Origin of the sequence: Pseudomonas sp. C6002 (genome assembly GCF_013385805.1) — a bacterium.
GTDB lineage: Bacteria > Pseudomonadota > Gammaproteobacteria > Pseudomonadales > Pseudomonadaceae > Aquipseudomonas.
Genome location: NZ_JACAPH010000028.1, coordinates 29327 through 47839, shown reverse-complemented (window position 1 = coordinate 47839; position 18513 = coordinate 29327). Strand labels below are relative to the sequence as shown.

Here is an 18513-nt window from a genome sequence, read left to right as displayed (position 1 = left end):
TCAATCCCATAACAGAATTTGCAGGTTCGGCTTGACCGGTACGTCCAGTCCATTGGTGCCACTCAAGGGTGTTTCGGTGCCGCGCAACGGGTCATACAAGGTGGCGGTGGTCATGCCCGGCAAGTGCGCGCTGCCGCCACGGGCCGACCAGAAAAACCACACCTTGCGCCCGTCGGCACGGGACCAGCCGATGCTGAACAGGCCATCGGGCAACTGATCGGCGGTGGGTGGGTCGCCGGGGGTCAATTTGGGCCCGCTCACCTGCAGGAAATTCTGCAGCGCGGTGTACGACGGCTTGGGGTTGGCGTCGATGTCGAGCAAGCCATAACTCTGGTCGCGCACGCTGGCGCGCTGGTCCAGGTCGCTCAGGGTGAACAGGAAGATCTTGTCGAAATCCAGCGCGCTCATCAGCGCGACGCGGCGCACGATGTAGTCGGCCTGGCCCTGGGTGGTGATGAAGTCCTGCACCTCTTTCGGGCCTTTGTAGGTCGACCAGCCCCACTCGGTGCTCCACAGGGTATTCACCCCGGCCGCCCGCAGTTTCTGGTTGAGGGCGCTGGTTTTTTCGACAAAGTCGAGGTTCGACGGCGTGTTGCCTTCGGGCAATTGGGTGTAGGGGTGATAGGACATGACGGTATTCAGGCTCGGCACGCCCAGTTGCAGCAGCCCGTCGAGCATGTTCTGGCCGTTGGGCATTTCGCTGAAGAATGCCATGCCGGCGGCCACCACCGGTTTGTTCGGGTTCACCACCCGCAACGCGGCGGCGGTGACTTGCAACAGGTTCGCATAGCCGGCCGGGTCGGCGGCGGGGCGCCAGAACCCCAGCAGGTTCGGTTCGTTCCACACCTGCCACGCGTCCACGCTGGGGTAACGCTGTTCCAGCAATGCCATGCGGTTGGCGAAGATACTCGGGTCCTTGGGCGGGAACTGGTCCTGGTACGGCGAGGAGGCGGGCGCGGTGGTGGCGAACTTCGCCGAGCCCACCAGGTAGAACACCGACTTGATCTGGTTCTGCTGCAGCTTGTTCACCAGTTCGTCGAGGGTCGCGACGTTGTACTGGTTCTCGGCGGTTTCCAGCTGGTCCCAGTGCAGGTCCAGGCGCACCCACTCCAGGCCCAGGGCCTTGAGGCGGTCGATCTGCTTCTGATAACGCTCGGGGCTGAACCACAGGAACTGCGCGTTCACCCCCAGGAAGTCCTTCCACACGACCTCTTTGCTGCCCTTGAGCACATGGCTCTCGGCATCGGCCGGGCGGCCCCAGAGAAAGGCGGTCAAACCCAGCGCAGCGACGACTGCGAGGGTAGCGAGGTAAGTCCGTTTACGCGCCATGGTTGCCTCCTGCAACGGTTTGCTCAAACAGGCTCGCGAACTTCTGCGCGGTCACTGGCCACAACCGTTCGCGGCCTATGGCGGCGGCGCGTGCGGCCCAGTCCGTGGCCATGTGCGGGTTGCGTGCGAGCCGCAGCAGTTGTTCGCTCAAGGCGGCTACATCGCCTTGTGGATAGATGGCGCCATTGCCGCTGGCGACTTCCTCGGCAAACGCCCTGGCATCGGAGGTGATCGCGCCGCGCCCGCAGGCGGCAGCCCAGGACAATGCGCCGCTGGTGCCGCGCTGGCGGCCCAGCAGGCCGAGCTTTTTCGATTCGCGATACGGCAGCACCATCACATGGTGCGCCTGGATCGTCTGCGGGATCTCGCTGGCCGGCAAATTCAGCCGCCAGTCGATGGAGCCTGCCAGGCCGAGTTCGGCAATCTGGCTGTTCAACTGCTCCAGGTAATTGCCGCCTGTGCCAAACGCCATTTCGGCGGCAGTGCCACCGGCCAGGGTCAGGCGCACACGGTCACGCAATTCGGGGGCTTTTTCGAAGGCGGCGGCCAGGGCCTGCAACAGATCTTCGATGCCTTTGCCACGGTAGATAAAACCGAAATACAACAGGTGCAGCGTATCCAGCGGCGGCAAGGCCACCGGCGGGATATCCAGGTTGGCGTGGTTGATCACCGCCACCTTGCCGGCGGGCAATTGCATGCGCGCCGTCAGGCAGTCGGCGCCCAGGCGGGTGAGGGTCACCAGCCGAGTCAGGCCCTGGGCGACGTGACGTTCTTCGCGCAGGGTCAAGGGATCGGCCAGCACCACTGCCGCCTGGGGCAATGGGCTGGGCAAGGATTCCAGCAGGTTCAGCGGAAAGGGCAATTGCTCGCGCCGCCAGACCATGCGTTCCGGGTCATGCACCGTGGCGGTCAACGGCAGGGCGGGGTAGGCCTTGCGCAATTCGCGCAGGGCCAGGAACTCCCCCAGCCGCCCACCGCCCAGCTCGGCGTGGACCAGGTCAACACCCTGCCAGTCGAAACCGGCAATGGCTTGCTTGATCGCCGCCGTGCTGCCGACCACGCCCGTCAAGGGCGTAGCCACCTCGACGCCCAGTTGCTCCAGTGCCGTCTTGAAGTGGTTCGCGTAGTCGGCGATCCCGTTCTTTTCCGGCGGCAGGGGAGCGAGCAGGGCGATGCGCATCAGAACGAACCCCGGTATTTGGCGATGGTTTTCAGCACCTTGACCGGTACCTCGAACTTGCGGCGGTTGATGATAATGCCATCGACCTTGCCGAACGCCGTGGTGAGGATCGACAGTGCGTGTTCCACCACCGGTACCGTGCTTTTTTGCGCTTCCACTACCAGCGCAATCAGGTCGGCACGGCGCAGGTTGATGAACGCATCACGATTGTCCAGCAGCGCCGACGCATCCAGCAGTACCACCTGGCCCGGAATCGCCGGCTCAACCCCGCCGATCCGCACCCGCACGCCGTTCTCTTCCAGCAACTGGCGCAACTGCTCGACGATAAAGCTCACGCCTTCACCGTGCCGTGCCGAGGTCAGCCCCAGGGTCAGGCCCTGTTCGGCAATACGCTCCAGCGGCAGCAACCCATACAGGCGATAGATGCTCGCGTTGAAGGCGTTGGTGCTTTGCGCGGTGCTGGTGTCCAACTCCGGCAGCGTGGTCCACAGCGGCAGGCCGAATTTGCCTTCCACCAGGCCGCCGTCGTGGATCCGTTGATCCAGCAGGTAGCACAGGTAGATCACCAGCAAGCCGACCACGATGGAGAACGGGATCGCCAGCAACAGCATCAGCAGGGTTTTCGGGAAGACGCGCCCAGGGTTCAGGGTGGCTTCTTCGATCACCGCGATGTTACTGATCTGGCTCTTGTCCAGTTCGCGGTCGATCCGCGATTTTTCCAGGCTGTCGACATACAGCGCGTAGTTTTTCTCGGTGCCGTTCAACTCACGGGCCAGGCGCGCCAGTTCCGGCTCGATGGCCAGGGCGTCCTTGCGCTGGGCTTCCAGTTCAGTCAGTTGCTTCTGCTGTTGCACCAACTGTGTACGCAGCGACTGGTTGCGGCTGGTCTCATCCAGCAGTACCCGTTGCAGGTGGATTTCCAGGGTGTTCGGCGCGCGGTTCTCGGAGCTTTGCACCGTGTCGCTTTCACCGGCGACCTGGGCCTGCATGGCACGGATCGAAGCGTCCAGGGCTTTGACCGGCGGCGCGTTATCCGTATAGGTACGCATCATGTCGGCTTTTTCCAGGAGCTTCTGGTTCAGCAGGCGGCGCAAGTCTTGTTGCTGCGGGTTCAACGCGATCTGGCGAACCGTGGTCACCTCTTTGGGCTGGCCCTTGAGTTGGTCACGGGTGCTCTGCAACGCCACGTCGGAGGAAGCGATCAGCCGAGTGGAGTTGAACACCTCGCCACGCAGCACGTTGATCCGCTCGGACAAGTCTTCCAGGCGATCGGTGATGCTCGAGGCGCCGATGTCGTTCAAGTGCGCGAGGATCTGCTCCTTGTAGCTCTTGATCTGCGCAGCGCTGGAAGACACCTGGCCTTCATAGAACGCATACAGGCTCTTGCGGCCCAACGCCTGGGTGCGCTCGTCGATGTAGGTCTCGACCCAATCCTTGACCACCGCCTGGGCGATTTGCGGGTCATCCCAGCGGAAGCTGATGTCCATCACCGTAGAGCCGATGGCGTGGGTCACTTCGAAGTTTTTCTCCAGGCTTTTCGCCAGGCGTTCCACCGGGGTGGTTTCTTCGACGATGCCAACGGTTTCCAGCACCACTCGCACACCGTCAAATACGGCACTGATGCCTTTCTTGACGTACCACTTGGTGCGCTTCCACACGCCTTCCGGCGGCTGCATCTTGTCCATCACGTCGAGGTAATGCTCGGCCACTGCACGCACGATAGGGCGGCCGGTCAGCAGGCGCTCTTCGTCGACAATCGGGTCGCGCTGGGTGCTCGGCATGACGATTGGCTGACGGTTGTCGACCTCGATCGGCATCGTCGAGTCACGCCCTGGTTTTACCAGCAATCGCGCGGTGGATTCATACTTGGCCGGCAGCAGGAACGCCCCCAGCAAAATGATCACCAGCGCGGCAATCGCCGCCAGTTTGAACTCGTGCTTGAAGATGAAGAACAGACGCAGAAGATCACGAAAAGAACGGATCTCGATCATGGGATGTCGCTCCTTTAGTGGTTCGTGGTGTAGCTGTAGCCCACACCAATGGATTTGGTGAAGGGAATCAGCTGGTTCAGGTAAGTGTCCACGCCTTGGATCCGTTCGCCGACGTTGGACTTGGGTACAAACACCACGTCACCGCGTTGCAGCGCCACGGGCTTGCGGCCCAGTGCGCCGTTCTTCAGGTACTGGCTGAAATCGAGGAAGTAGGCGTGGTAGACGCCTTGGCCATCTTCACGCAGCAGGGCGACCATGCTCGCGTTGCCCACCGAGCTCACGCCGCCGGCACCGAGAATCGCCTGCTCCATGGTCGGGGCCGTGGCGATGGAGACAGCCGACGGGTTTAATACCGCGCCGCCGACGATCACCGTGTTGCCCGGCGCCTGGTTGATGTTCACCGTCACCCGAGGCTCGCGATACACCGGTGCGAGTTTCTGGCTCAGCTCGGCGGCGACTTCCGCCGGCGTGCGCCGCGCCACCTGGATCGGCCCCAGGAAGGGATAGTTGATCTTGCCGTCGTTCTGCACGGTGTACAGCGTCAGCTCGTAAATCGTGCTGACGTTGAACGCCGACAGGGTTGGCATTTCCCCGGCATCGCGGACAATCCGCAACTGGTCGCCGATGCGGATCCGCTCCACCGCCGGTGGCAGTTGGGCCATGCGATCGAGGGCCTGCTTGCCCTCGTCCACCGTCTTGCCATCGGGCGCGACGATCCGCGCGGGCGTATTGCAGGCGGCCAATGCCATCATGGCCAGGACGAGCAAGGTTCGTTTCATCAAAGGGGTCTTCCTGTAGGTCATGATGCTCACCTCCAATAACCGGGGAACATGCTGATGCGCCGCTTGAGGGCGAGGGGGAGCTGGCGCTCCAGATGGCCCAGCCGGTAGCCGAGCAATTTGAACGCGCTGCGCACCAGTACTTCGGGTACGCGGTGCAATGCACCGGCTTCGCGTAACGCTCGAAGCTCGGCCAGTACATAGCGTTTACCTTCACCGCCGGCATCGCCAAAAGCCTGGCGGATCCACGGCTCGCGGCCGTAGAAAACGCCAATGTCGAAGTAGCGGTGAAACTCATCCATGAGACGGTAATCGTGGGAGTGATAGACCAGGGCGGTGGCGGCGTAGCGCACCTTGTAGCCTTCCAGCAGCATGCGGGCGGCGACGTAGGCGTCCTCGCTGCCGATCACATCCGCGGGGAAGCCACCGACGGCTTGCAGGGCGCTGCGCCGGTACACCGAAAACGAATCCGAGCTGAAGCAGGTCTTGATCCCCAGCTCCGGCGCATCAGCCAGGCTTTTGCTGCGGCTTTGCGGCGGGTAATTGAAGTGGCGTGACTGGGCGCCCAGCACGCCGGCATCCGGGTGCGGCAACTGGCGGCCGTAAGCGACGCCGTTGAGCGGGTCCAGTTCCAGTTCGCCCACCAGGTTGGCGAACGTCTCGGGTTCGGCGGGGATCGCGTCCTGGGTCATCACGATCAGCGCGTCGCCGTCGACTTGCTCGCTGGCCCAGCGGCGGGTGCCGCCATGGTTGAAGTCCTTGGCATCGATCACTTCGACCCGTACGCCGAACTCGCGAAAACGCGCCACGGTGTCATCGCTGGAAGCGCTGTCGACCACCAGGGTTTCGTCCGGTTGCAGGGTTTGCATGCGCAGCGCCGGCAGCAGCCGGTCGAGGTGGCTGGAAGCGTTGCGGGTCGGGATGATCAGGGCGGTACGCATCACTTCTTCACTTCGGCCGGAGCCCGGCCGTAGATGTCGTCAAAACGCACAATGTCGTCTTCGCCCAGGTACTCGCCGCTCTGCACCTCGATCATCACCAGGTCGATGATGCCGGGGTTGGTCAGGCGGTGCTTGTGCCCGGCCGGAATGTAGGTCGACTCGTTGGCGTTGATCAGGAATTCACGGTCGCCGTTGGTAATCATCGCCGCGCCGCTGACTACTACCCAGTGCTCGCTGCGGTGATGGTGCATTTGCAGGGACAAGGAGGCCTGGGGCTTGACCACGATGCGCTTGATCTTGAAGCGGCTGCTTTCTTCCAGCACGGTGTAGGTGCCCCACGGCCGGGTGACGGTGCGGTGCAGGCTGAATGCCGGATGGTCCTGGCGCTTGAGCTCGGCGACGATGTAGCGCACGTCCTGGCTGCGTTTGGCGTCGGCAATCAGGATCGCATCCGGGGTGTCGACGACGATCAGGTCGCGCACGCCCACTGCGCCCAGCACGCGCTTGGGCGAGTCGATGTAGCAGTTGTGCACGTCATGCAGGATCGCCTGGCCATTGACCTGGTTGCCGTTGGCGTCGCTGGGGGTGAGTTGGCGCACCGCGTCCCAGGAACCGATATCACTCCAGCCGATGTCGCAGGGCACCACCGCCACTTGCGCGGATTTTTCCATGAGCGCCACGTCGATCGAGATGTCGGGCGCCGCGCCGAAACCTTCAGCGTTCAGCTCGCGCTGACGGCAACTGTTGTTGTTCAGGCTGTGGCCGTGCTCGAGGGCGGCCTTGGCGGCGTCCAGCACGGCGGGGGCGTGCAGCGCCAGTTCCTCCAGCAATGTACCGGCCTTGAAGCAGAACATCCCGGCATTCCACAGGTGCTTGCCGCCGTCCAGATAGCCCTGGGCGGTGGCCAGGTCGGGCTTCTCGACGAAGCGCTTGACCCGGAACCCCTGGCCTAGCGCCTCGCCTTGTTCGATATAGCCGAAACCGGTTTCCGGGTGGTCGGGCTGGATGCCGAACGTCACCAGGTAGCCGGCCTCCGCCAGTTCGCGGGCCTGGGTGACGGCATCGGCGAAGGCGCTTTCATCAAGAATCAGATGGTCGGCGGGCAGGATCAGCAACTGCGCCTCGCTGCCGAAGTTTTCCTGTACATGCAGGGCGGCCACGGCGATGGCGGCGGCGGTGTTGCGCCCGAACGGCTCCAGCAACAGGTCAAGGGCCAGATGGGCCTTGTTGACCACGCGGTAGTCATCGAGGGTGCGAAACAGCAGGTCGCGGTTGGTCACCGTCAGCACGCTTTCTACGCCCGGCAGGTGACTGGCCCGCAGGAACGTCTTCTGCAGCAGGCTCTGGTCATCACGCATGCGCATGAAAGGCTTGGGCATGTTCTGCCGCGACACCGGCCACAGCCGGGTGCCCGAACCACCGGAAATGATGCAGGGAATCAAGCCGTTGAGGGTGTTCATCAATAGACTTCCTTGGTCGAAAGGACGGCCGGGACCGTCATGAAAACGATGTACAAGTCGAACCACACCGACCACTTCGAGATGTACTCCAGGTCGTACTCAACGCGTTTCTGGATCTTGAACAGGGTGTCGGTTTCACCACGATAGCCGTTGATTTGCGCCCAGCCAGTGATGCCCGGTTTTACCCGGTGGCGCGAGCTGTACTCGCTCACCGCCACTTCGTAGGGCACGCCGGCGGCCTTGGTCGCGGTGGCATGGGGCCGCGGGCCGACCATCGACATGTTGCCCAGCAGCACGTTGAACAGCTGCGGCAGCTCATCGATGCTGGTCTTGCGAATGATCCGGCCCACGCGGGTGATGCGCGGGTCGCCGCGGGTGGTCTGGCGGTCGGCGTTGAAGTCGCTCATCTCGGCGTACATCGAGCGGAACTTGAACACCCGGATCACGTTGTCGTTGTAGCCAAACCGGTTCTGGCGAAACAGCACCGGGCCCTTGGAGTCGAGCTTGATGGCAATCGCCGTGATCAGCATGATCGGCGAGAGTGCCACCAGGCCCAGGGTTGCCAGGATCAGGTCTTCACAGCGCTTGATAAACGGCGACCAGCCCCGCAGCGGCACGTGGGAGGTGTTGAACATCAGGATGCCGCCCACATCGGTGATACGGCTGTGGCCATAGCGCAGGGCCGCCATGTCAGGCACCAGCATGACGTTGACCGACATCTGCCGCAGGCGCTTTACCAGCCCGTTGATCCGCTGTTCGGCGGCCCAGGGCAGGGTGATCATCACTTGGTTGACCTGCTCGGAGCGGATCAGTTTTTCCAGGTCGCGCGTGTTGCCCAGCAGCGGCAGGTTGCTCAGTTCCTTGGGGATGCGCTCGGTGCGGTCGTCGATAAAACCGATCAGTCCGGAACGGATATCGCCGTTGCGCTGCAAGTGGTCGGCCACGTGCACGGCGGTGTCGGTGAAGCCGAGGATCACCGTGCGTTGCAGGTATTTGCCGCTGGCCATCAGGTTGCGGAACAGGCGCAGCATCACGATCCGCTCCAGCCCGAACAACGCCAGGCTGGTGATAAACCAGAACGCCAGGTTGCGCGGGCTCAACTGCGGGAACATCAGCAGAATCTGGTACATGAACAGCAGGATGCAAAAGGCCGCGGACCAGGCCACCAGCATGGTGCGAAACCGCAGGCGGTTGCTGAACAGCTCCTCGGAGTAAACCCCCATGGCCTGGAACAGAATGATCGTCAGGATCGCGAAAAACAGCAGCAAGCCGAGAAAGTGCGCGCGCAGTTCGGGGGCCATCGGGTCTGGATAAAACAGCAGGATCAGTGCTGGAAAAACGGCGGTGAGGCCGTGCATCAATTTTACGAAAACAACAAAGAACTCAATGAAACCGGCCCGGGTCAAAAACAGGCTGTCGACTGACGACTTCTCGCGCATAAAAACATCCCTCATTGCACACCAGGGCTTCCTTGTTCGGCTGCTCATCCATAAAGGCAGGGCTTGCTTTATAAGTGGCGCCAGACGAACGGTTACTTCGCTGGGTAATACGCAATTACCTATCTATCTGCAGGGAATTTGCGGGGTAATGGCTAAATGATGGTTCCCTTTTCGTCGCTCGTCAAGGTTTTGACTTTTTTATAAGACCTTCGGTCTAGACACGTCAGGTGCTCTTCCGCGTGACAGTTTGTTGACTGTCTTGGTCGGATTTCCGGGTTTTCCCGGAACAAAATGCTGGCGTTTTGGAGTGTAGGAACAAATTTGGGAAATTTCCTGCGGCTGAGGAAAACCTTTTTTTGACGGAGGTCGGATGCGGGGTTTTTCGGGGACAAGCGATGAGTGGTGAGGACGTGAGTCCGTCACCACATTGAGGCGGTACTAACCTTAAAAATTGCCTTTCAAACTGACGGTAAAGTTGCGCGGTTCACCGTAGAAATTACCCCAGTCGGCCGTTCCCACCGTCTGATAGTAATTTTTGTCGAAGAGATTGTTACCGTTCAGCGCCACCGTCCATGTGTCATCAACCCGGTACGCCAACCGCGCATTCCATATCGCATAACCGGCTTGTTCCAGTTTGATGCCTTGAATTCGGTAGTTGCTGCTCTGGGCGTTGACGCCGGTGCCGACGCTCCATTTCGACAGTGTGCCGTCCAACTGATAATCGCCCCACAAGCGCAGCATGTGTCGCGGCACGTAGCTGTTTGCGACCGCGCCAATGGCGGCGCTGTTGATGTTGTTGAGATTCTTGGTCTGGGTGTAGGTGTAGCCGCCCGCCACTTGCAAGCGTTCCAGCAACTCGCCACTCAACTCGGCTTCGACACCTTGTGCGCGAACCTTGCCAGTGTCGGTGTAGCAATAGCCGTCTGCCGAGGTACCGCATTGGGTGGTGTAGTCGGTTTCGGCGGCGTTTTTCTCGATAGCGCGGAACAATGCCAGCGAGCTGTTGAGGCGCCCCTCAAACCATTCGCCCTTGATGCCCAGCTCGTAGTTTTCGCCGATTTTGGGCTTGAGGGCAGCGCCGGTCACCGTGGCGTTGGAGCTTTGTGGCTGGAAGATATCGGCGTAGCTGGCGTACACCGAAAGGTTGTCGTCGAGGTCATAGATCACCGCGGCGAACGGCGTGACTTCACCGGTTTCCTTGGTGCGTGCATCCTGCAGGGCCCATTCGCCCCAGGCGAGGTTATTCGACTGGCGGCGGTTTTCGAACCAACTGACGCGACTGCCGAGCACCACCATCAATGGCTCGGCCAGCCTCAGGCGCAAAGTGGCGTAGGTACCGTACTGGGTGGCGGTTTCCTTGACGGTGCCGCCCCGGTACATATTGGGCCAGAAGGTATCGTTGGCGGGCTGCGGGAAGTGGTGGTTGGGCAGGAAGATACTTTGCCGGTCGGGCAGGCTCCGGATCGCGTAGACATCGTCCTGGGTGCCACGGCTGCCATTGGCGCCGATGATGAGTTCATGCTGCAAACCGAACGCTTCGAACTTACCGTCCAGGTAGGCATCCAGTCCGAAATCCCGGTGGTCGTAGTCAAACAGCGCGGCGTACATCTCGGCGGTTGGCGCCGGATCACCGTACTTCACGGTGCCTTGGCTGGCGGCGTATTTGATGTCTTGCAGGTTGCGGCTGTTCACCGCCGTGACCTTGAGTTGCCAGTCGTCGTTGAAGTGGTGGGTGAGGTCGGCAAACAGCGTAGTGCGTTGGCTCTGCCAGTCGTTCCAGGCCTGGCCCAGGCAGGTGGAACGGCTCAGGCCGATGCTCTTGCCGTCGCTGTAGCGCGGCACGCCGCCCCAGCAGGGCGTTGCATCGACATCTTCGTAGCTGGCCCCGATGCCCAGGGTGGTGTCGGGCGAGAGGTCAACATCCAGTGCGAGGTACACAGCTTGGTCCTGGCGCTTGGAGACGTCCATGTACGAGCCACGGTTCTGTTGGCTGACCACGGCGCGGCCGCGTACGGTGCCGCTGTCATTGAGCGGGCCGCCGGTATCGACGTCGGCGCGGTAGTTGTCCCAGGTGCCGGCAGACAGCGACAGGCTGGTAGTGGGTTTGTCTTGTGGCCGCTTGCGCACGAAGTTCACCGCACCACTGGCGGTGCCGGCGCCCTTGAGCATGCCGGCCGCGCCCTTGAGCACTTCCACCCGGTCATAGATCGCCATGTTGGCGGTGAAGCTGTCGGCCTGTACGTAGTCTTTGCCGATGTCCAACGGCACACCGTCGAACTGGTATTGGCCGAGCATCTTGAAACCACGGGAATAGAAATACTTGCCACCCATAGGTGAGTCGTAGGTGGTGATGCCCGGGGTGTGTTCCAGTAATTGATCGATGGTGGTGATGTTCTGGTCGTCGATCAGCTTGCGGGTCATGACGCTGACCGATTGCGGTGTTTCCCGCAGGCTGTGGGCGCCCTTGCCGATGGTCACGGCGCCAGTGGTGTAGGAACCGCTGCCGTCAGTGGTGACGCCGAGGTGTTCGCCGGTCACGGTGGTGGCACCCAGGTTCAGCGCGCCGGTGTCCGCGACTTGCGGCAACAGCAGCCAGGTGTTGTTGCTCTGGCGTTGGGCTTGCAAGCCCTGGCCCTGGATCAATTGGCTCAAGGCCTGTTGGCTGTCCAGCGCGCCGTTGAGGCCGGGGCTGGTCTTGCCGGCGACGCTGGTGGCGTCATAGGACAGGCTGATACTCGCCTGGCGCGCAAACTGGTCGAGCACGGTGGCCAATGGGCCGGGTGCAATGTTCCAGTCACGGGCCTGGGTGTCGCTGACAGGCGTTTGCGCCATGACCGCCAGGGGCAGGGCGCTGCCGTTCAGGCAGGCACCGAGCAGGGCGGCGTGCACCGCATGCTTGAGGGGAGAACGCTTGGAGGGGAACGCTTGCATGACCGCGGAATGCTCCTGAAGGAAGTGGACAGAATCGGCCTGTTGATCGGCCTTTCCTTACAGGTCGAGCGAAGATGAGAATTCACCTCATTTATTTTCGGAAGGTCATGCACGAGCTGCGACGGTCACCCAATAACGGCTGCGATAGGTGATGTTCACCGACAGTGCCTGTGCCACCAGGGTCAGGACCTGATCGGTATCGTCCAACTGGTAAGTCCCGGACACACGCAAGCCGGCGACCGCTTCGCTGCAGCGCACCAGCCCAGTGCGGTAACGGCTCAGCTCCGCGAGGAAATCGTCCAGACGCATGTTGTGAGCGCTGATCACACCGTCGCTCCAGGCCCAGGGATCCAGGCCCGTGGTGGCGGGTGGACGCAAGCCGTTTCGATCAAACAGCACCTGCTCGCCGGGCTGTATCACCCCACGTGCGCTGGCCTGATGGCTGTCGGCGAATACCGCGACGCTGCCTTTTTGCACGGCGAGCAAGGTGCCGTGGGGCTCCTCGCGCACCATGAACCGGGTGCCCAAGGCGCGCAGATAACCGTCGCGGGTTTGCACCCAGAAGGGCCGTGGCGCGCTACCGTCGGCGCCCATGTCGATCAGGATTTCACCTTGGCGCAACTGCACCAGACGTCTTTCGGTGTTGAAGACTGTGTCGATGGCGCTGGCACTGTTGAGCTGGATACGGCTGCCATCGTCGAGGGCGACCCAACGCCGCTCTCCGGTGGCGGTGCGGTAATCGGCCAGCAGGCCGGGCAATGGCGTGTAGTCGCGGCCGAACCATGTCAGCCCTGCGGCACCGGCGAACAGCCCGAGCAACTTCAACCCTTCACGGCGGCTGATGCGTTGGCGGGCACCTTGCAAGGCATGGCGGCCGACCTGTGCCGGCAACTGCGCAAACTCGTCACTCATCGACGAGACCCGTTGCCAGGCCTGCTGGTGATCGCCACTGGTTTCAAGCCAGCGTTCGAAGGCAGCGGTGGTGGCGTCATCGGCAATATTGAACCGCAGCTTGATCATCCACTGGATCGCCTGGTCCACCAATGGCGGATTAGCCTTCGGCATAACGCAACCGATAACAGGCATGCAGTGCCTTGGCCAGGTCGCGCTCCACGGTGGCCTTGGACACCTCCAGGCGCTGGGCGATCTGTTGGCAGGTCAGGCCGTCCAGTTGCGCCAGCAAAAACGCTTCGCGCACCCGTGGCTTGAGTTGGTCCAGCAGGCGGTCGATGCGCTCCAGGCTGTCGAGGATCAGCAGGCGGGTTTCTTCCGACGGCACCTCGACTTGCGAGAAATGCGCGAGACTCTCCAGATAGGCACGCTCCAGTTCGCGGCGGCGATACTGGTCGATCATCAGGCTGCGGGCGATGCTGCTCAGGTAGGCCCGGGGTTGCAGCAAGGCTTGCTGCTTGCGCGCATTGAGCAGGCGCACGAAGGTTTCCTGCGCCAGGTCGGCGGCGTGCTCACGGCAGCCCGTACGCCGGCTCAACCAGCCGCGCAGCCAGGAATGATGGGCATGGTAGAGCTGGCCGATGGCGGCATGATCCAGTGGGTGGTCGCTCGACATGGGCATCCTGGCGCGGGCGTCTTAATTGATAACGGTTCGCATTCTATGCGTTGGCCAGAGGATTGGGCAATCGTTGCCGCGTGGATTTGGCCGGATGCACAAACCCACACAGGCTTGACGGGGTTGCGGCTAAGCCTTGCGCAGGTGCAAACACTCAATCGAGCGGTCGACGGTGGTCTTGGCAATTTCCAGCAAATGCCACACCGCCAGCAACTTTGCCCGCTCGGGGCTTTGCAGCAGTTCGCCGCAGTCGAGGGCGGTGGCCGAGGCGCTGCTGAGCAGGCTGGCAGTGTAGAGCAGGGAGTCTTCGAAGCTCAGGTCTTCGTTGACGGTATGGAAGCCCTGGGAGGGCAGGTAATGTTCGAGGGCGCGATTGAAGGCAGCGCGGTTTTTGAGCAGGTCGATGGGTGGGTCGGGGACGGGTTTATTCATGGTGTAACTCCTTTTCGGTTAAGGAACCGACCCCTTCGCGACTAAACGTAGGGTGGCGGCTGTACGCAGGTTAGTCGACCGGCCGAAAAGGAAAAACCGGCGCACCCGAAGGTGCCCTGCGCACAGCCACCATAAAACCTCATGATGGGACATGCGCCTTTTCGGATCCGGGCGACTAAACCCGATCACTGATGAGCAGTGACGGGGCGAAGACTAGCCACCGGTTCCGGCAGGCACAAGGCCGAAAGATTGTCTCGGAAATGTCCCGCAAATCAAAGGGATTTACCCTGCTGGCCCTTTATTCATATCCGAATTGCCTCGCGAATTTTCCCCAAGGCTATTCTCAACGTCGCCAAGTCAATCGACCCCAGCACCACCCGCAACGCATGCGGCACATGGGCCGTACAGGCAAACGGCTCGGCACTGGTGACCCGCACACCCTGGCCCTCAAGCGCAGCCACCACTGCATCCGCCCGCAGACCTTCCGGCAACACCAGCCACAGGTAATACGACGCCGGATGCGCAATCACCTCACACCCTCGCAAGACCTCCCGGGCCAGCGCCTGGCGTTGGCGCGCATCCTGGCGCTTGTGCTCTTCCAGTGCATCCACTGCACCGGATTCTATCCAGCGGCACGCCAGGTTCACCGTGAGCGTCGGCGTGCTCCAGGTCGAGACACGGATCGCTTGCTCCAGCGCCGGCACCCACGCCTTGGGCGCGACGATAAACCCCACCCGCAACCCCGACGCCACACTCTTCGAAAGGCCAGACACATACACCGTGCGCAGCGGTGCATAAGTAAACAACGGCTTCGGTGCGGGCTCGGCGAGAAAGGCGTAGGCGCCGTCTTCGATCAGTAGAAAATCGTAGCGTTCAGCCAACGCTGCAAGGCGCTCGCGGTCGGCTTCAACCATCACTGTGCCCAGCGGATTGTGCAACGTGGGCATGCAATAAAAAGCCCGCACCGGGCGCCGTTTGCACAAAGCCTCCAGCGCATCCAGATCCGTATGCCCAGCCGGTTGCGGCAGCGGCTCCAGGTCGATGCGCTGGGACTGGGCCAGGGTTTTCAACCCGGGATACGTCAGCGCATCCACCGCCAATACATCCCCCGGTTGCAGCAGCGCCATCAGGCTGACGGCGAGGCCTTGTTGCGCACCGTTGACGATCAGCACTTGCTCGCCACTCACGCGAATCTGCCGATTGCGCAGGTGCCGCGCGGCGGTCTGTCGTTCATGGGCGCGGCCACCTTGCGGCGCGGAATGCAGCAGCGCATCGAGGTCGCCCGAGGCGGCAATGGCACGCAAACCGTCGCGCAGCATCTCGGCCTGGCCCGGCAACGAGGGGTAGTTGAGGCTCAGGTCCACGGTGCCCGGTTGCAGCGGTTGTTGCACCAGGCCCATGCCCCGCAGCAACGTGGTGTCGCGCACAAACGTCCCGCGTCCCGGTTCACCCACCACCAGGCCGCTGGCCTCCAGTTCGCTGTACACCCGCAAGGCAGTGGCGAGGGCGATGCGATGGCTGTTCATCAGGCTACGCAGGGTCGGCAACTGGGTGCCCGGCGGCAACTGTCCGGCGCGAATCCGCGTGGCCAGTTCATCGACGATCAGTTTGTAGCGGACCTGAGCCATGGTGCGTTCCTGTGCAAAGTGTATCTAGATCAATTTTTTGTTTGTATCAGGTGGGCTGATTAATCTACAGGCTTTCCCGGCGGATGGCTTGAGCATGATCGACCTCGCAACCCTGGCTGTGTTCTCTGGCGCAGTCCTGCTGCTGTTGTTATCCCCGGGCCCGAACATGGCCTTCGTCATCAGCCACGGTGTGACCTATGGCTGGCGTGGCGGGGTGGCATCCGGGCTGGGCATCAGCGTGGCGGACCTGCTGCTCACGGCACTGACCGCAACCGGCGTGACCGCTCTGGTCGCCAGCTGGCCGCCGGCCTTCGACCTGATTCGCTACGCCGGGGTGTTGTACCTGCTGTGGCTGGTGTTCAAGACCCTGCAGAAAACGCCCGCCCTGGACACGGCCCACGTCAGCCGCGTGCCGCTGGGCCGGGTGTTTGTGCGGGCCATGCTCAACAGTTTGCTCAACCCCAAGGCGCTGCTGTTTTTCATGGTGTTCCTGCCGCAATTCGTCAGCCCCGAGGCGGGCCCCATCGCGCTGCAACTGGTGCAACTGGGGATCATCCTGACGCTGATCAGCGGTGTGTTTCATGCCGTGCTGGGGATTTTTGGCGGGGCGGTGAGCCGGTTTTTTGCCGGCAAACCGGGGAGCGCAGGCTTACAGAAATGGGGCCTGGCAACCGTGCTGATGGTGCTGGCCGTGCGCTTGGCATTGATGTCTCGCCCGACGTGAAACATCACTCATAAAAGGACGTTACCCATGTATATCGCAGCCTTTATCTACAAGCCCGGCGAACGGGATGACGAGTTCCAGCGCCTCACGAATCTGATCGACGCACTGGCAGCAAGGCTGCCGGGATACGTGGGGGCCGAGTCGTGGCGTTCGGCGGATGGCGGGTTGATCAACGCCAGTTATTACTGGCGTGACGAGGCCTCCATTCGCGCCTTTGCCAGCCACCCGACCCACCTGGAAGCCAAGCGCCTATACCGCCGCTGGTACGGCGGTTATCACGTGGTGATTTCCAAAGTGGAGCGGGCGTATGGGGACGGCACCATCGGGCATTTGGTGCCCGCCGACCGCCACGGACGGGCGAACGCTTAACCCAACCTGGCTGCCGCCCGTGCCACGATTTCACCCCGGGTCTTGCGCGACTCGGCGGTGCGCTTGCGGGCTTCTTCCAGTACATGCGGCGGTGCGGTTTCCGGCCGGCCAGCATTGAACGGCGGCGCCGGGGCGTACTCAATCTGCAACTGCACCAGTTGCGCTGCCGCCTCGCTGTACAGCTCGGCGGCCAGGGTCAGGGCAAAGTCGATCCCGGCGGTAATCCCGCCACCGGTCAACAGGTTGCCGTCACGCACCACGCGCTCCTGCACCGGGATCGCACCGAGCGGTGCGAGCAGGTCGTGGTAGGCCCAGTGAGTGGTCGCGCGACGCCCGCGCAGCAAGCCCGCGGCACCCAGCACCAGGGAGCCGGTGCACACCGAGGTCACGTAACGTGCGGTATGTGCTTGTGCCTTGAGAAACGCCAGGGTTTGCTCATCTTCCATCAGCGCCCCAACCCCCGAGCCGCCGGGCACGCAGATCACATCCAGCGTCGGGCACGCGTCGTAGGTGGTGCTGGGGGTAAACACTAACCCGGTGCTGGAGGTGACCGGCGCCAGGTCCTTCCACACCAGGTGCAGTTTCACATCCGGCAGCGATCCCAACACGTCGTAGGGCCCGGTGAGGTCCAGTTGCTGGATGCCGGGGAACAACAAAAAGCCGATCTGCAAGGTCATGGGGACTGCTCCTGATAAAGGGATGGACGGCTTCACTCTAGTCACCTAGGCTTTGGCGCATACGCCATTGAGCCCACGAATTACGCCAACATGCCCAGAATCATCAACGTTCTCGCCTTTCCCAATGTGCAGGTGCTCGACGTCACCGGGCCCTTGCAAGTATTTGCCTCGGCCAATGACCTGGCGCGCCAGCAGGGCTTGCCGTTGCCCTATGCGGTCAGTGTGATCGCCGCGCAGGCCGAGCCGGTGATGACCTCGGCGGGCCTGGCCCTGGTGGCCGAGCCACTGCCGCCTGCCGATGCCCCGTGCGACACACTGGTGATTGCCGGCGGCTGGGGGGTGTACGGCGCCGCCGAAGACCCGGCGCTGGTGGACTGGGTTCGGCAAAAAGCCACCCAGGCCCGGCGCATGACTTCGGTGTGTACCGGCGCCTTTCTGCTGGCCGCCAGCGGTTTGCTCGACGGCCGCCGCGTGGTGACCCACTGGACGCGCTGCGAAGAACTCGCGCGCAAGTACCCACAGCTGACGGTGGAGGCCAATCCGATTTTCATCCAGCAGGGCAACCTGTGGACCTCCGCCGGCGTGACCGCCGGTATCGACTTGTGCCTGGCGCTGGTGGAGGAGGACCTGGGTCGCGCCGTGGCCCTGGAAGTGGCGCGGCACCTGGTGGTGTTTCTCAAGCGCCCCGGTGGGCAATCGCAGTTCAGCGTGACGTTGTCCCTGCAAAAGGGCGGTAGCCGTTTTGCGGAGCTGCACGCCTGGATCGCCGAACACCTGACCCTCGATTTGAACGTTGCCACACTGGCCGCCCAGGCAGGCATGAGCGAGCGCAGTTTCGTGCGCCACTACCGCAGCGAGACCGGCCAGACCCCCGCGCGGGCGGTCGAGTTGATTCGCGTGGAGACCGCCCGCCGGCAATTGGCGGACAGCAGCGCGTCGATCAAGCGCATCGCCGTGCACTGCGGCTTTGGCTGCGAAGAAACCATGCGCCGCAGCTTCCTGCGAGCGGTATCGATCACGCCCCAGGCCTATCGTGAACGGTTTTCCTCACCCGGTTGAAGCGAAG

At 62.5% G+C, this 18513-nt stretch carries 16 protein-coding genes; 3 read left to right on the top strand and 13 right to left on the bottom strand.

Annotated features, from left to right (window positions below):
- The 12 genes from HX817_RS18565 to HX817_RS18510 form a co-directional block, all read right to left on the bottom strand.
- Nucleotides 1–1329 carry a cellulase family glycosylhydrolase gene (locus HX817_RS18565; protein ID WP_177040823.1) on the bottom strand — a complete coding sequence of 443 codons (1329 nt, stop codon included), beginning with the start codon at nucleotides 1327–1329 and terminating at the stop codon, nucleotides 1–3.
- Nucleotides 1319–2509: a glycosyltransferase gene (locus HX817_RS18560; RefSeq protein ID WP_003208215.1), complete on the bottom strand. Its 1191-nt coding sequence runs from the start codon at nucleotides 2507–2509 to the stop codon at nucleotides 1319–1321. The genes HX817_RS18565 and HX817_RS18560 overlap by 11 nt, the downstream gene beginning before the upstream one ends.
- The gene (locus HX817_RS18555; protein WP_003208213.1) at nucleotides 2509–4500 is read right to left on the bottom strand and encodes an exopolysaccharide transport family protein; all 1992 of its coding nucleotides are present in this window, start codon (nucleotides 4498–4500) and stop codon (nucleotides 2509–2511) included. The genes HX817_RS18560 and HX817_RS18555 overlap by 1 nt, the downstream gene beginning before the upstream one ends.
- Before the next feature lie 14 nt (nucleotides 4501–4514).
- Nucleotides 4515–5279, bottom strand: coding sequence for a polysaccharide biosynthesis/export family protein (locus tag HX817_RS18550; protein ID WP_008434559.1), 765 nt, complete (start codon nucleotides 5277–5279; stop codon nucleotides 4515–4517).
- A gap of 29 nt (nucleotides 5280–5308) precedes the next feature.
- The gene (locus HX817_RS18545) at nucleotides 5309–6220 is read right to left on the bottom strand and encodes a glycosyltransferase family 2 protein (RefSeq protein WP_003208209.1); all 912 of its coding nucleotides are present in this window, start codon (nucleotides 6218–6220) and stop codon (nucleotides 5309–5311) included.
- Nucleotides 6220–7680, bottom strand: coding sequence for a mannose-1-phosphate guanylyltransferase/mannose-6-phosphate isomerase (locus tag HX817_RS18540; RefSeq protein ID WP_003208208.1), 1461 nt, complete (start codon nucleotides 7678–7680; stop codon nucleotides 6220–6222). Before HX817_RS18540 ends, HX817_RS18545 begins: the two co-directional genes overlap by 1 nt.
- Nucleotides 7680–9119: an undecaprenyl-phosphate glucose phosphotransferase gene (locus tag HX817_RS18535; protein WP_003208206.1), complete on the bottom strand. Its 1440-nt coding sequence runs from the start codon at nucleotides 9117–9119 to the stop codon at nucleotides 7680–7682. The genes HX817_RS18540 and HX817_RS18535 overlap by 1 nt, the downstream gene beginning before the upstream one ends.
- A 444-nt stretch (nucleotides 9120–9563) precedes the next feature.
- Nucleotides 9564–12050: a TonB-dependent receptor gene (locus HX817_RS18530; RefSeq protein WP_177040821.1), complete on the bottom strand. Its 2487-nt coding sequence runs from the start codon at nucleotides 12048–12050 to the stop codon at nucleotides 9564–9566.
- Nucleotides 12051–12155: 105 nt separating this feature from the next.
- Nucleotides 12156–13115: a FecR domain-containing protein gene (locus HX817_RS18525; protein WP_177040819.1), complete on the bottom strand. Its 960-nt coding sequence runs from the start codon at nucleotides 13113–13115 to the stop codon at nucleotides 12156–12158.
- Entirely contained in the window at nucleotides 13102–13617 is a 516-nt protein-coding gene (locus tag HX817_RS18520; RefSeq protein ID WP_177040817.1) for a sigma-70 family RNA polymerase sigma factor, read from the bottom strand. Before HX817_RS18520 ends, HX817_RS18525 begins: the two co-directional genes overlap by 14 nt.
- A 129-nt stretch (nucleotides 13618–13746) precedes the next feature.
- Complete coding sequence (locus tag HX817_RS18515; protein ID WP_003208197.1) at nucleotides 13747–14049, bottom strand: DUF6124 family protein; 303 nt, start codon at nucleotides 14047–14049, stop codon at nucleotides 13747–13749.
- Between the two features lie 302 nt (nucleotides 14050–14351).
- Nucleotides 14352–15677: a PLP-dependent aminotransferase family protein gene (locus HX817_RS18510; RefSeq protein WP_177040816.1), complete on the bottom strand. Its 1326-nt coding sequence runs from the start codon at nucleotides 15675–15677 to the stop codon at nucleotides 14352–14354.
- 94 nt (nucleotides 15678–15771) lie between these two features.
- Here HX817_RS18510 and HX817_RS18505 point away from each other — a divergent pair, with 94 nt between their 5' ends.
- A complete protein-coding gene (locus tag HX817_RS18505; protein WP_087695340.1) occupies nucleotides 15772–16401 on the top strand; it encodes a LysE family translocator in 630 nt (209 codons plus the stop codon).
- Between the two features lie 27 nt (nucleotides 16402–16428).
- A complete protein-coding gene (locus HX817_RS18500; RefSeq protein WP_003208192.1) occupies nucleotides 16429–16770 on the top strand; it encodes an antibiotic biosynthesis monooxygenase in 342 nt (113 codons plus the stop codon).
- Here the strand turns inward: HX817_RS18500 and inhA are convergent.
- A complete protein-coding gene (inhA, locus tag HX817_RS18495; RefSeq protein WP_177040814.1) occupies nucleotides 16767–17447 on the bottom strand; it encodes an isonitrile hydratase in 681 nt (226 codons plus the stop codon). The genes HX817_RS18500 and inhA overlap by 4 nt on opposite strands.
- Before the next feature lie 90 nt (nucleotides 17448–17537).
- Here inhA and HX817_RS18490 point away from each other — a divergent pair, with 90 nt between their 5' ends.
- Entirely contained in the window at nucleotides 17538–18506 is a 969-nt protein-coding gene (locus HX817_RS18490) for a GlxA family transcriptional regulator (protein WP_177036734.1), read from the top strand.
- The last annotated feature ends 7 nt before the right edge of the window (nucleotides 18507–18513 follow it).

Excerpts from the sequence above, each read along its gene's own strand:
- HX817_RS18565 (WP_177040823.1), bottom strand. The coding sequence starts at position 1,329 with ATGGCGCGTAAACGGACTTACCTCGCTACCCTCGCAGTCGTCGCTGCG.
- HX817_RS18560 (WP_003208215.1), bottom strand. The coding sequence starts at position 2,509 with ATGCGCATCGCCCTGCTCGCTCCCCTGCCGCCGGAAAAGAACGGGATC.
- HX817_RS18555 (WP_003208213.1), bottom strand. The coding sequence starts at position 4,500 with ATGATCGAGATCCGTTCTTTTCGTGATCTTCTGCGTCTGTTCTTCATC.
- HX817_RS18550 (WP_008434559.1), bottom strand. The coding sequence starts at position 5,279 with ATGAAACGAACCTTGCTCGTCCTGGCCATGATGGCATTGGCCGCCTGC.
- HX817_RS18545 (WP_003208209.1), bottom strand. The coding sequence starts at position 6,220 with ATGCGTACCGCCCTGATCATCCCGACCCGCAACGCTTCCAGCCACCTC.
- HX817_RS18540 (WP_003208208.1), bottom strand. The coding sequence starts at position 7,680 with ATGAACACCCTCAACGGCTTGATTCCCTGCATCATTTCCGGTGGTTCG.
- HX817_RS18535 (WP_003208206.1), bottom strand. The coding sequence starts at position 9,119 with ATGCGCGAGAAGTCGTCAGTCGACAGCCTGTTTTTGACCCGGGCCGGT.
- HX817_RS18530 (WP_177040821.1), bottom strand. The coding sequence starts at position 12,050 with ATGCAAGCGTTCCCCTCCAAGCGTTCTCCCCTCAAGCATGCGGTGCAC.
- HX817_RS18525 (WP_177040819.1), bottom strand. The coding sequence starts at position 13,115 with ATGCCGAAGGCTAATCCGCCATTGGTGGACCAGGCGATCCAGTGGATG.
- HX817_RS18520 (WP_177040817.1), bottom strand. The coding sequence starts at position 13,617 with ATGTCGAGCGACCACCCACTGGATCATGCCGCCATCGGCCAGCTCTAC.
- HX817_RS18515 (WP_003208197.1), bottom strand. The coding sequence starts at position 14,049 with ATGAATAAACCCGTCCCCGACCCACCCATCGACCTGCTCAAAAACCGC.
- HX817_RS18510 (WP_177040816.1), bottom strand. The coding sequence starts at position 15,677 with ATGGCTCAGGTCCGCTACAAACTGATCGTCGATGAACTGGCCACGCGG.
- HX817_RS18505 (WP_087695340.1), top strand. The coding sequence starts at position 15,772 with ATGATCGACCTCGCAACCCTGGCTGTGTTCTCTGGCGCAGTCCTGCTG.
- HX817_RS18500 (WP_003208192.1), top strand. The coding sequence starts at position 16,429 with ATGTATATCGCAGCCTTTATCTACAAGCCCGGCGAACGGGATGACGAG.
- inhA (WP_177040814.1), bottom strand. The coding sequence starts at position 17,447 with ATGACCTTGCAGATCGGCTTTTTGTTGTTCCCCGGCATCCAGCAACTG.
- HX817_RS18490 (WP_177036734.1), top strand. The coding sequence starts at position 17,538 with ATGCCCAGAATCATCAACGTTCTCGCCTTTCCCAATGTGCAGGTGCTC.